The 12149-nt window shown below is 48.4% G+C and carries 17 protein-coding genes; 2 read left to right on the forward strand and 15 right to left on the reverse strand.

Translation table 11 applies throughout. The annotated features are described in order from the left end of the window. Positions 1–7: 7 nt before the first annotated feature. A complete protein-coding gene (locus tag LEPIL_RS06720; RefSeq protein ID WP_002771182.1) occupies positions 8–505 on the reverse strand; it encodes a hypothetical protein in 498 nt (165 codons plus the stop codon). A gap of 297 nt (positions 506–802) precedes the next feature. Here LEPIL_RS06720 and LEPIL_RS06725 point away from each other — a divergent pair, with 297 nt between their 5' ends. Continuing rightward, the gene (locus LEPIL_RS06725; RefSeq protein WP_002771184.1) at positions 803–1144 is read left to right on the forward strand and encodes a zinc ribbon domain-containing protein YjdM; all 342 of its coding nucleotides are present in this window, start codon (positions 803–805) and stop codon (positions 1142–1144) included. 374 nt (positions 1145–1518) lie between these two features. On the opposite strand, the gene LEPIL_RS06730 is transcribed toward LEPIL_RS06725, so the two are convergent. From LEPIL_RS06730 to LEPIL_RS06765, 7 genes are all read right to left on the reverse strand, one after another. Then, entirely contained in the window at positions 1519–2721 is a 1203-nt protein-coding gene (locus LEPIL_RS06730) for a Fic family protein (RefSeq protein ID WP_040918393.1), read from the reverse strand. Between the two features lie 208 nt (positions 2722–2929). After that, the gene (locus LEPIL_RS06735; protein WP_002771188.1) at positions 2930–3265 is read right to left on the reverse strand and encodes a HepT-like ribonuclease domain-containing protein; all 336 of its coding nucleotides are present in this window, start codon (positions 3263–3265) and stop codon (positions 2930–2932) included. Next, positions 3255–3557, reverse strand: a complete 303-nt coding sequence (locus tag LEPIL_RS06740; protein ID WP_002771190.1) for a nucleotidyltransferase family protein — start codon at positions 3555–3557, stop codon at positions 3255–3257. Before LEPIL_RS06740 ends, LEPIL_RS06735 begins: the two co-directional genes overlap by 11 nt. Positions 3558–4101: 544 nt before the next feature. Next, on the reverse strand, positions 4102–4707 hold the full coding sequence (locus tag LEPIL_RS06750) for a DUF4303 domain-containing protein (RefSeq protein WP_002771196.1): 606 nt from the start codon (positions 4705–4707) through the stop codon (positions 4102–4104). A 154-nt stretch (positions 4708–4861) separates the two neighbouring features. Further along, entirely contained in the window at positions 4862–6097 is a 1236-nt protein-coding gene (locus LEPIL_RS06755; RefSeq protein WP_002769350.1) for an IS256 family transposase, read from the reverse strand. Between the two features lie 72 nt (positions 6098–6169). Further along, on the reverse strand, positions 6170–6472 hold the full coding sequence (locus tag LEPIL_RS06760; protein WP_002771199.1) for a type II toxin -antitoxin system TacA 1-like antitoxin: 303 nt from the start codon (positions 6470–6472) through the stop codon (positions 6170–6172). 80 nt (positions 6473–6552) lie between these two features. Then, on the reverse strand, positions 6553–6816 hold the full coding sequence (locus LEPIL_RS06765; RefSeq protein ID WP_002771201.1) for a hypothetical protein: 264 nt from the start codon (positions 6814–6816) through the stop codon (positions 6553–6555). 209 nt (positions 6817–7025) lie between these two features. On the opposite strand from LEPIL_RS06765, the gene LEPIL_RS06770 reads away from it, so the two are divergent. Continuing rightward, the gene (locus LEPIL_RS06770; RefSeq protein ID WP_002771203.1) at positions 7026–7343 is read left to right on the forward strand and encodes a hypothetical protein; all 318 of its coding nucleotides are present in this window, start codon (positions 7026–7028) and stop codon (positions 7341–7343) included. On the opposite strand, the gene LEPIL_RS06775 is transcribed toward LEPIL_RS06770, so the two are convergent. The 7 genes from LEPIL_RS06775 to LEPIL_RS06805 all read right to left on the reverse strand — a co-directional run bounded on the left by LEPIL_RS06775 (position 7340) and on the right by LEPIL_RS06805 (position 12148). Further along, positions 7340–7636: a hypothetical protein gene (locus LEPIL_RS06775; protein ID WP_002771205.1), complete on the reverse strand. Its 297-nt coding sequence runs from the start codon at positions 7634–7636 to the stop codon at positions 7340–7342. The two genes, LEPIL_RS06770 and LEPIL_RS06775, sit on opposite strands and share 4 nt — an antisense overlap. Positions 7637–7684: 48 nt before the next feature. Then, positions 7685–8362, reverse strand: a complete 678-nt coding sequence (locus tag LEPIL_RS06780; RefSeq protein ID WP_002771206.1) for a lysoplasmalogenase — start codon at positions 8360–8362, stop codon at positions 7685–7687. After that, a complete protein-coding gene (locus LEPIL_RS06785) occupies positions 8359–8667 on the reverse strand; it encodes a hypothetical protein (protein ID WP_040918396.1) in 309 nt (102 codons plus the stop codon). The genes LEPIL_RS06780 and LEPIL_RS06785 overlap by 4 nt, the downstream gene beginning before the upstream one ends. 84 nt (positions 8668–8751) lie before the next feature. After that, complete coding sequence (locus LEPIL_RS06790) at positions 8752–9498, reverse strand: hypothetical protein (protein ID WP_040918398.1); 747 nt, start codon at positions 9496–9498, stop codon at positions 8752–8754. Positions 9499–9667: 169 nt separating this feature from the next. Further along, complete coding sequence (locus LEPIL_RS06795; RefSeq protein WP_002771213.1) at positions 9668–10198, reverse strand: class I SAM-dependent methyltransferase; 531 nt, start codon at positions 10196–10198, stop codon at positions 9668–9670. Positions 10199–10363: 165 nt separating this feature from the next. Beyond that, positions 10364–11005: a hypothetical protein gene (locus tag LEPIL_RS06800; RefSeq protein ID WP_052608212.1), complete on the reverse strand. Its 642-nt coding sequence runs from the start codon at positions 11003–11005 to the stop codon at positions 10364–10366. A gap of 126 nt (positions 11006–11131) precedes the next feature. Continuing rightward, positions 11132–12148 carry an IS3 family transposase gene (locus LEPIL_RS06805; protein ID WP_002771215.1) on the reverse strand — a complete coding sequence of 339 codons (1017 nt, stop codon included), beginning with the start codon at positions 12146–12148 and terminating at the stop codon, positions 11132–11134. Position 12149 lies beyond the last annotated feature (1 nt).

A 12149-nucleotide genomic window follows, 5' to 3' on the forward strand; every position in this document is an offset into this window, starting at 1 on the left:
TCGGTCGCTATTCGGCTTTGAACTTATAATAATCAGAATCGATCATTTTTTCCATTATTGTCTTTCCATTTTCCTTTTTTTCAAGCGTGCATGCGGAGGTGCCACAACTCCATAAGGTACTGACGACTCTTTGTTGATCATCGAACAGGTGGATGGTTCCACGACCTCGGTACGCAGTGCCGGCATCAAACTCGAAAGTAAATTGGCTCTGGGGTTCAGAGTAGGTAAGGTGATATGAGTTATACATTCCGAGGATCAACCCGTTCTCAACGGGGAATTGAAAGGTGTACAATCCGTCAGCTGACTTGGAGCAGCCTGTTATAGATTCGAAATCGGGAAATTCTTTTAGCAGAAGGGAATTATTTCTCTTAAGAACGTCTGGTAGCCTGCACTCTTCGGTGCCGGCTTCAGAGCATCCAGGCAATGAGGAGAGCAACAGCAGAATGGGGAGGATTGTTTTCGCTCGAAAAAGCTTTGCCAGTTTTGCTGTCAGTTTAAGGCCCATTGTTTATGCGCTCACCTTGCGAGCGATTCTACCAGTGTATGGTTACGTCGTCAAGCAAGCCCTGCAAAAGCGTGAGATTCTTGCGGGGCTTTACGTGCATGGCGGCGGGCGAACAGTCCGTAGTAGACGTAGTAGATTACACTCGACTTTCGACGGATACTTTCCCGACCGGAGCCGGGCCATTTTTTTCCACGTCTCTGTCACGAATGACTGTTCATCCCCGTAACCCTTCCGTGAAATGGTTCTTGTAGGGCGTCGGGCAGCGGAGCTCTGCGATCCCATTTCTGGAGTACAATTGTGAACAATCTGCCGCCGTGTCCCTCATGTAATAGTGACTTAACCTATGAAGATAGCGGTCTGCTGGTCTGTCCGTCATGCGGGCATGAATGGTCCGCTGAAGAATCGAGCGAAACCGCCGAAGAAGCGCGGGTCGTGCGCGATGCATTCGGCAACGAACTTCACGATGGAGATTCGATCACCATTATCAAGGATCTGAAAGTCAAGGGCGCCTCTTCTGCTCTCAAGATGGGAACGCGTGTGAAGAACATACGCCTTGTGGAAGGAGATCATAATATCGACTGTAAGATCGACGGCTTCGGTCCTATGCAGCTCAAGTCGGAGTTCGTGAAGAAGGCTTAGTCAGGGGAATACAGATTGCTTCGCGTCCACGAAAGGCGCGAAAAACGCGAAACTCGAATAGGGGCGGAGTCTTATGCGCTTTGGCCGGATTCCTGGCCAGTTCTCTGGACGGAAGGCTGTTTGAACCGCGGAGGAAGAGGAGGGCGCGGAGATAGAGCGGAGAGGGCATTTTTTATTCAGTAGTGTGTACAGATCGAATTGTGTCCCGAATTCAGTTAGAGGTTGAAAAGACGGATCCCTTGATTCCCTTACGGAGGGCTCCAGGTGAAGTAGGACGAACAGTCAAGATACAGTCAAACAAAAAAGTTAGGCGACAGCAGATTTGAGTCCACGAATTCGTGTTTTTCGGGGACCAGGAACGAACACTCTCTTTCTCACTCCATCGTATCGGCTTCGGCCTCGGGCCAGAGCTGCGGAAAGAGAAAACGAAGAGAGGGGAATGGTATAGAAAAGTAGACAGGGCTGCGCGGTGATTCGGACTTGAGCAATCCGTAATGAAGAAGGCTTGCAAGGAACCGCCGGCCCGTTCGTTCGCCGAGGCCGGTCATGGCGATGAAGCGTCCTCGATCAAGAGGACCGGTCAGGGCGACGTAGTGAAGCGCCTCCGTGCCCTCGACCTTGATCGTAGATTTTTCGCTCCCGACCTGAAACGGATGCAGAGATAGAAAGGTTAACAGATCTCTGATCCCCTCTCTCAGGCGACTCAGTTTCAGCATCTGCTGCATGAACTGAACCTGATCGGTGCATATCGTCAGAAAAAAATCGATGAATTGAACAAGCCCTTCCTGTGAAAGCTCGCCGCGACCATCAAGATCGTTGCGGCGCGGCAGATCGGCATCATTCAGGTAACGGTAGTATTCCTCCTGACGGCGCGCCATGCCTCGCATGACCGACCAGAGGCCTCCGGTTAACTGCATGCGATAAAGAAGCAGATGCGAGTGCAGTCGTGCCGTGCGTCCGTTACCGTCGGCAAAGGGATGAAAATATGCCAGACGATGATGCGAAGCGGCCACGCCGATCAGGGATTTCTCGCCGGCCGGCAGATTCCTGTAGCCGTTTGCCCATGCATCGAGATAACGTTCTATATCACGCTCGGGAGGTAGATGTCGGCCGACAGCAACAGGCCGGCTGCGTATCTCGCCCGGAATCATGATTTCGCCGTCTTCGCTTCGGCAATCTTCAGGTGGCAGTCTATCGAAGAGGCTACGATGGATCTCTGACACTGCATCCACTGTATAGAGGTCAGCCAGAGGGCGGTTCATCCAGAGATCATCAAGCTTTCGTTCCGCCTCCAGATGACTGACGGCAAGTCGCTGCCTTCGGGCGATTTCGCTATCTGAATCAACCTGCCGCAGAAGCGCCCGCTCAATGTCGGATGGTCGCGCGTGCTGACCTTCAATTCGATTCGTGTAATAAGAGTTCATGGCACGCAGAAGGGGGCGCAGCGGCTCAAGAATCGCCCCGTGCGAAAGCAGGGCCGTCGCCTGACGAATCAGGGCTCCTGCCTTCTCATGAAGCGGATCAAGCACCCGATCCTCGGGCATGAGCGGCGAAATCTTGTGTAGTATGGACGACATTCTGGCCAGTTCTCTGGTGACTACAGAAGCACGGGAATAGTTGAAATTCAAGCGTTTTCTATGATATTTTCAACTTTCGTGGACATGTTTCTGGCCAGTTCTCTGGACGGAAGGCTGTTTGAACCACAGAGGCCGCCGAGGGCGCGGAGAGATCATAGAGAGAGGATGAGTGGGGTTGTGCTCGGGGGTGCAGCGTGAATGCTCTGCTTTACTGACCTGAGTATATGCTACTCAAAGCGGTTTTTAATTCGGGAATTTCCTGAGAAACGGTATACCAGACTTGTTCGATCTCCACAGCGTGGTACTGGTGGATCAGGATATTCCGAAATGCACCCCAGTCTCTCCATGGAATTTCGGCATGCTTCCAACAGAATTCATCGGACAATCGCTTCGCTGCTTCCCCTATAATCATCAACTGATAGATGACCGCTGATTGCGTTTTTTCGTCAGTATGGAAAGCCGTTTCAGAGATACCCACAACGAAGTTCTGAATAGCCGTGCATGCCGAGATCATGTCCTTAACTGTCTCAATATCACGCTGCATAGATGATCTTCAGGTGCTTTACAATGTCTTCTTTCCGTGCTGAGTTGCTCATCCTGTCCAGTGCCGATTGCGTGATAATATCGACAGGCCGCCCGAAATACGATTCAAAGTCCCTTTGCATGCGAACATGGTCGAGCAGGCCGATTTGCGCAGAAGGTGCAAAAACGACAAGCAAGTCTATATCGCTGTCAGCCCGTGCTTGCCCTCGGGCGAATGAGCCGAAAACGCTGAGTTGACTGATTTGCCATTTTGCACAGATGTTTGCCAGTTCTGCTGTCAGTTCAAGGCCCATTGCGAATGCGCTCCCCGTGTGAGAGATTCTACCAGCGGATCGCTACGTCGTCAAGCAAGAGTTGCAGAATCGTGGACTTCGATGATCGATCGCGTCCTTCCGCTTTTATCAATATAGCACCGGTGCAGGTAGTACACCGGACCATCCTCTCCGGAAGTGAGCATCTCAAGTATTGCTTCGCCTTTTTCCTCTGACCGGGGTGGGCTGTGCAAGATCGGCCCACCCCGGGCTATGGGTTTCAAGTCGTTCATCAATGGCTTGAGTATATCATCAAGGCACCGTAATCCCACTCGCTTCCAGCGGAGCACTGATATCTGCACGTTGAATTCAGAATTCGATTCGGTATTCTCTGGCAGGGTGTAGACTGATTCAAACCAGAGCATGCTCTCGCGCTCAGTGTCGTTCGCTCGGTACATCTGCCCATCGAAACGAATGTCTCGAAATGAGCGGAAGTTGCACGCGGTAATGCCGGCAAGAAGGCAAATGGAGAATATAAACCAAAGAGCTCTCATGTTAGCACGTTATTTTTTTGACTGTCGATTGATCAGGCGAGGCCTTTTCCTTGATTCCATTGATTTCTAAGTCTTAAGTGTCGGTTTATCGATTCATCGAAACTTTCGTCATCGTTCAGAGCGAATACGGCAAAATCAGGAGTCTTCTTCAATGATTCGAGGGCGTCGCCCACTTCGATGCGCATGGCAACCCTGGCCACTGACATCATATATCGCCTGTTCCATTCGTCTTCAAAATCGTCTCTCTCAATATCGCTGTTCTCAAGAAAATCCGTATACCTTTCTGAGAGTACATCCAGATGGGATTCTATCTCCTTCCCCAGGCTCGTGAAGCTGTATTTCCATTCAGTAGCTCCCGATGCGGCGTATTTCCAATCTCCCATATTCCACTTCAACGATAGGATTTCTTTATTTGTTTTATATTTGTAGAATTCTATGGAATGCGCCAATCCGTCTACAGTATTGAAACAGGGGTGTATATCATTGTAGATCGCATTACAATCCAGTGCAAATGCATAGAATACTTCGTTTTCCTTTCCGGCACTGAAATTCTGAATGTAATCGCATAGCAAATCGTATAAACCTTGCTCGAACCCGGCGGCCTTTTCTATTCTCTCCCATTCCGCATCTAAGTCCATTGTATTCCGCCTCATTTATCTCGTGAAGAAAGTCAGAGTTTGTAAGAGCCCGGTCTGAGTTTCTGCCTGATCAGCTCTTTATGATTCACCGATCTGTCGGTCGACTATGTCCCAGTGATAGTTAGACTTTGAGGCGGGACCCACTGAATGCATCCTATGCCGAGATCCGCTCGTCAATCTTTTTATCCAGGAAGCTGTTTAAGAACTCATGGATATGAGTGTATGACCGCACCTTACGGAATTGTTCCTCCTGTGATAGCAGGAGACTGCCGACCCATCGGAGCACCTGGTCTGTCTGAGGCCTTGACCGTTTAACCCGGTTAAGCTGAGATCTGGGATTCGAGAATGCCGAATCGATCAGATTGGTTGTGTAAAAGGATGTTCTCAATTTCGGCGGCATATTGATGCGATGCAGCGTTAACAGTGCCTCTAAACCCTCCTGAAGACTCTGAGAGGCACTGTAGCTGATGGATTCGAGCCATGATAGAACGGACCGCATCTCGCTTGCGACATCTTCGTAACTGTTAGCGCTGAATGCCTGCTTGTATCTCTTGCAGAATTCTGCATGATACTTCCGTGGGAGCTTGGCAAGAACATTTCTCTGTTTATGAAGGTAGCAGAGTTGGATCTCTGCCTTCTTTCCGAAGAACTCTCTGGCCGCTTTTTCAAGAGCCTTTGATCCATCCATGACGACAAGCACACGATCTGTGAAGCGGATATCACGGCTCTCGATTGATTGAAGGACACTGAGTGCGCTATCAGCATTCTCTGTAGACCCCTCAGAAATGCCCAGAAAATGCTTGTTTCCGGCCGTATCGACCCCGAGAGCAACGATTACGACAGAGCCGCCGAATACGATGCCATCAAGAACAATACACCAGAATGTCTGATCAGGAAACCTGCGTGAATTCAAATGATTGAGCGACTCACGGCTGGACTTCACAAACTCCCGCGAAACCGCACTCCGCGAAAGGCCGAGAGAGGCTTCTGTCTTTCTCAGCGTCTTTTCATAGTTCCGGGTGCTGATGCCCGCCAGCATCAGGCGCTCAACATGCTCGCGAAGATCAGAGCGATCCTGAAGGATCTCATATCGCTCCAGCTTCACCTCCTTGCCGTTACGTCGAGCTCTGGGCTTCTGGATGGCCACCCTTTCTCCATCGAGCACAATGGAACCTCGCTGGCTGCCGCCTCGATGAGCAAATCCACGGCCTCTCTTATGCTCCCCTGTCTTGCCGCATAACGTTTCGATTTCTTCGAGAATCAAAGCTCCTACGTAGCCGAGTGCAAATTCGCGCACACGGGAATCGAGGCTGGTTCGAATATAATCCCGAAACTCATCGGCCGCCAGGCTTTGTGTTTGACTGTTTTCTGCCCGTTCGTTCTTCTTCACTTGGAACCCTCCGTAAGGGAATGTGGTTGTTCGGCCCATTTTGGGCCAGGGTTCCGCCTTTTCAAACTCTAACTAAATTCGGGACATAATCCTGTCGGTCATGCCGGACTCATATTTCCCGAGGTAATTTTCGCCGAGTTCATAAGGCGATTTTGCGCCTTCTCGGGCCTCTTTCAATCCTTTTCGTAAATCACGGACAAGACTCTCATCTTTGAGAATCGCTGCCATTTCTTCGCCTGTTACAGTTGATTGCGAGGCGACATAGTGAACGGCAGCATGTTTGATAAAATTCGATAGCGTGCGGCCTTCCCCGGCAGCGGCGTTTTTCAAGAGATTATACGTGCCGTCGTCAATGCGTACTGTTACCGTTTTCATATAATCCCTCGCATCATTCGTATGAAGATCTGCGCAGCGATATGCTGGTGTCGATTCGTTTTTAGAGGTGTAACGTAATATCAGAGAGTGCCTTTCTGATTTGGTTGGCCTCTTTCTTGTTCTTTGAACCAAAGAGCAGCTCCATTTCCGTGATTGCGGAGAATATCAGAGTCTATCTTGCGATTCTTCCAAATTCCAGCCGCCTCGAAGAAGCTATTTTGCATGCTCTTTTTAGTAACCAGTCCGGAAGATTCCTGAACCTCGACAAAATCCATGGATTCCAGGACCTTTAATAAGGCCCTGGCTTTGTTTTCGTCCTTAATCTTAAGAACAACTCGGCTCATAAGAAACGAGAATATCAGTTCAAGGAGAGCCCGTCATTCTTTTTTCTAATGTTCATCCTGTCTCCCTTCTCGACCAGCAGCGCCGTTATTCGAAGACCGGCCTTACTTCTGGAAAACTTCTACCTGAAAACGAATCAGGAATCAAGAAAATCTTAGCAGCGACATTTTACTTGCCAGGCTTCGCAGTTTGCGAATTCAATGGGAGCAAGGTGTCTCTCGAAGCCATTGCTCCATTAGCCTTATGCGCCGTCGTTGCCGTCGGATTTGCCTTTGTGCTTTTTTTCGGGCTCATCCGTCGACGTCGGTCCGGTCGAGGGAGCGATCTGCCGTCAGAGCCGGGAGCTCCCTACATCGTTCGTGTGTATGAGCCTGACGTCACTTCAGAGACCTCTTTTCAGAGCCTTGCAGAGGCCCGGCAATACGCCAATGATGCGGCGTCAGAGACCGAGAACGGACCTGTTTATGCCGATGTGCTGGGTGAGAACGGCGCTATTATGTATCGGGGCAGGCATTACGGGCATGGTTAACGCTCGATAAAAGGGAGAAAGAAATCGAGAATTAGAACAGCCACTACGATGCCTGAATAGTATCGCATCGGTATGAAGAAGAAATCATTCTTCTGCTTCTTCGATTCGAAATAGTTCCCCAGAAAGAAATAGATCGCCGCAAGCAGGGCGGCTATAGAATAGAAGAGCAGGGTGATCGAGTACACATCGATTCCCATCTGGCTTCTTACGAGGCGATACAGAACTCCGGCTCCTATTGCTGCAGCAGGGACAAGATATCCTCGTAACGACGAGAAGATGATGACATGGCTCATTGGCTCCTCCAGAGAGTAATTGTCGCCGGTTTCTATTTGAGACGGCCTCTACACTCTGTCAAAAAATCCAGCGCTGAGGGCGATCAATGCCTGTCCGGAATAATAGAAGGCCAGATTTATTCTGCCGTAACGCCATGTGTGTCGGAATCTTCCAAGTGCCAGAATAACATCTGAAATATAAAAGAGCACGGCGCCTCCCGTGATCAGATAGGCCTGGGTCTGTGAAAAGAAGTCTCCGTAAAAAACGGAAACCGCTCTGTTTACCATAAGGCTTATAATAATCACATAGAATAAAACGGGGACTTTCAGATCGCCCAGACCTGGTAAAAGGTAGAGGTATATTGCTATGCCTGAAACAAAAAGAATTGCTGCACTGATCCAGTCCTGACTGTAAAGACCGCTGAACCATGTAAATGCAATGGCATAGGCGATGTGCCCCGCAAGAAAAAGAACCAGACCGATTTTAAAGGCTTTTTTGGATCTGTTCATAAACATGAGCGACATATCGCCGCCAAAACTGAGAAGGATACCGATGAGCAGGGATAGGGTGTAATCTGTTCGGAATGAATCTGCCCGAAAAAATGATGCAAGCAGCAGGACGGTCATGAGTGTAGAAGAGAGCGGTTTCCAGAAATGAATCCCTTTTTCATTGGAGGCGAATTCGTAACGATGCAGCATTGTCACCGTAATAATCATTGATGCGATAATGATGCCATAGATAGTCATTGCTCTTTTCCTTTGTTGTTCATGTTTGCTATGCTTAAGGGTAATGCTCTCTGTTGCCTTCGCTGGGGCAGTTTTATAATCTTGTCATCGCCGAAAACCGTCGCCGCTCTTTTTGAGGCGTCAACTTTGCTGGTGGGGGGGGGGATTAAATTGATGAAACTTTCGACTTGTTGCCAGAGAAAACTTCCCTCAAAGAATTGACAGAGATTCCAAGATCGTTTTCCACTTCTTTGCTGGTTTTGCCGATGCGAATCCACCGCCATTCTGCGAAATCTATCATCGTAAGGCTGGCCTCTTTTGCCCATAGATTACCCCTTTTCATTTTACTGTCTCCTGTCCAGGAAAAGGGAGGAAGATCAAACCCTCAGTTAGACGACGTGTGGCGCTATTCAGCATTCATCTTCAAGATCATCGATCCCAAAATTAGGAGCAATGCGTCGGTACTTACTCATAATGGCAGAGATAGACATATCCTTATGATAATGGAAACAGTAGCTTGCTTTCAACTCCTCTTTTGAACGGATCAAGAAAAAACCATCACTGGTGCTACCAACTAGCCCCGTTTTCTTCAGGGGTGTAGTGATATTGATCTGTACGTAATCATATTTGAATTGATAGCCCCTTTTCTTAAGAAACGGAAGCATTTGGCGAATTGAAAGTGGTTTCCTGAGACTTGCATTCCGATCCTGAAGAAGATCGAGAATCAGCAATTGCAGGTGATAGGTTTCGCCTACAGGGAATTGGCCGGGCCGGTCTTTGGCGCCCTGAATGAGAAACATCAGAGGATTCTTGCCAGATGACTTTGTAGCCGATTTGGGTTTCCGATTAATTTGCTTGAGAAGGTAAGGGTCGTCTGCGGGATTGACAAGCAACCCTCGCTTGAATACACCAAGGAGAGGAAACCACGGATTGAATTGAGAACGCGGATACATTTGCTCGTATATGAGAAAATTCTCCACATAGTCTTTTGTTTTTGCAAAGAAAATCGATTTGAGTTCGTTACTGCCGACTTCTGCAAATCGGTCTTCGATGGCATTCATATAGTTGGAGGTCTCTGATTCAACTATGGCCCAATCTATACTAACTTCCTTCTGCTGCTCCACAGCCAAATAGTGTTCAAAAACCAGTTGTTCCATGCTGGAATATAGGTTGAGATCAAACGAAGTGAGCTCTGATCGAACTTTGGTCGACCGAAGTTTGAACGAAAGAAGATTAGTGACATGGCCATGCACATTATTCCTGAAGAGATCCTGCTTTACAGTCCCACTTGGTGGCAATGGCGCGAATGGTTGCAGAGAACGTGCGTTACTTGGTGACATCGATTTCGATCCTCATTGACGGAAATATTTCGTCGCCACCGCTCGTCCGGAAGATATAGTCTCCATATTCCTTCTTTGAATCGATCGCTTTTACACAACGGATCGTTAGTTGCGCAGAGAGGCGGCTTTTGGCCGCATCAATTGTTTTTGAAACCTTTTCGGGTGCACAGTACTTATTTGTCAGACTCCCGATGATAATAATTCGACCCCTACCTTTCAAGACACGTACTATTTCTTCCAGAATCTGGATACCTTCAGACGGATCATTGAATCCATATTGCCATGGGTTACAGATGATCGCAACTCGGAATGAGTCATCACCGACTGGTATCTCGTTCGCAGAACAGCACAGATCAATGTGATTGTTGGAACACCGAGTGCCTATCCCCTCGTCTGCATCCGTCAAAAGACAAACAGGATAGAACCTCTGGCCAAAATTGCCGCACCCGGCCCCAAGTTCAATGTTGTCGCCTTTGAATGCGTTACCCAATTTTTTAGATGCTTTTTGTTTTTGCATAGTTGTCTAACGTAAAAGATTTCACGACGGCCTGCTTGCTGGCTGTGGCTCGAAGCCCGGACGGCATTTTCCCGCATAACCGGGTCAGACCCAAGGTCGACCGGAAGGGAGGCCGCAGCTTGAAATCGACAGTAATGCGACGTGCGCGGTTCGGGCTGCTGAAATTCACTGTCTGGTATCGTATTCGATGGGATTTAATTCTGAAACAGGTTCCATACCGGCATTCTTTTTAAACTTCATGTTGCATATAAAGTTTGCCATTGAATCCGAAGGATCAATTGATTGAAAATTCAGTTTATTCATGGTTTCCCTTACCAGCAAAACGGAAAGGAGTGGTTGGGTTTCAAGCATACCAGTAGCTGTATTAAGTACATTTCCTTTTGCATTAATTATTGCTTTTTCAACAGGTATGGTGCCCAGTATTTCTCTCCCAATGCGTAGACTGGCACTGCAAATATAGTCCTGATACATTTCATTTCTTTTTCCGGCTGGCAGACTTTTCATATTAAGCTTTCCGGATTTCAATAAAGATTTTTGTTCCTTTGGAATAACTTTGTCATCATGAACTTCCAAATCGGCTACAATTATGCTTGGCGAGGGAAATTTTATTGTAATACTGGAGCCAACGGATTGAACTTCACTAAACGGTTCGAGATTCCGTATGGCTTCAGAGTAAGCTTCGATATCCCTGGATAAGATTCGTTTACCGATATTCACCATCTCGGACCAAGATATGTGTTCGTTCTTCCATTCTCTATATTTGGTTTCATACTGGATTTTGTCTTTTTGCCTGGCTTCTTCAATCAATCCAAGTAGTTTTAAAGCTTTCTTCTTATCTAGGGAAAAGATCTTATCAAAGAAGCTTGGCTTATAGGTATCATATTCCCTATATGTCAGCGGAAGTTGTCGCCTCAGTTGATATAGATTTTAATCTCAGGCGGCATCCTGTCCAGTCTTTTGTTTATCCCGAGGATTCAAAGCAACTTTCTCTGGTTGCGTCCATGGCCGAGTATGTCGGCTCCATCGCTCCGGGTGCTTGGCACGAGCAACCGCATACGTTAACCTGCGCTTCGCAAGGATGGCCTCCGATTCCCCTGTCCGCCTCTGCGCTGGAGTGACATAGCCTATAGCAGAATGCCGATGGCTATGGTTATAATACTCCTGAAACCGCTCCATCCAATCAATAGCGGCTTGCATTGTCTCAAATCGGACCGGGTATCGATGGTTATATTTCAAATGCTTGAAGAGGGATTCGGAATAAGGGTTATCATCACTTACTCCGGGGCGCGAATAGCTCGGTTTGCCCCAGGAAGCCAGGCAGGATAAGAATTCCGCAGATGTCATGGGAGTGCCGTTATCCTGATGCACGACAAGAGACTTTTTGGATACTTTGTGCATCAGGCATGCCTTCTGCAATAGATCCGCAGCCAGTATCCCCGATTCTTGCTCATGAATGGACCAGCCGACAATATAGCGGTCCCAGATATCAACGATCAGATACAGATAGTAATGCACTCCGCGCTCTTCGGATGCAAGATAGCTGATGTCCCATGTCCACACTTGATTCGGTCCTGAGGCAACGTACTCATCAGGTCGACTGCGCTCAGGTGCCCGGGACCGACCGCGGTGAACTCGAAGGCCTTCCTGGCGCATGACCCGATAATAAGTCGATTCCGACCCTATATACAGGCCTTTTTCCGCGAGAATGGATACGATCTGATGTGGATTCAGATCCGTAAATTCGGGAAGGCAGACAGTATCTCGTATAACCCTTCTCTCGTCTGGCGAGAGTGCATTCGATACGGCAAAACGATTGTCTTTACGGCGATCATCGCTCGGATTTTTCTCCCACCGCTCAAGTGTACGCAGACTGATGCCCGCGGTATCTGCTGCAAGCCTCAGTCGAGCCCCTGACTTCTGTGCCTCACGGATCGCATCGGTGATATGCATA

The sequence above is a fragment of the Leptonema illini DSM 21528 genome, from assembly GCF_000243335.1.
In the GTDB taxonomy this organism is placed as follows: Bacteria; Spirochaetota; Leptospiria; order Leptospirales; family Leptonemataceae; genus Leptonema; species Leptonema illini.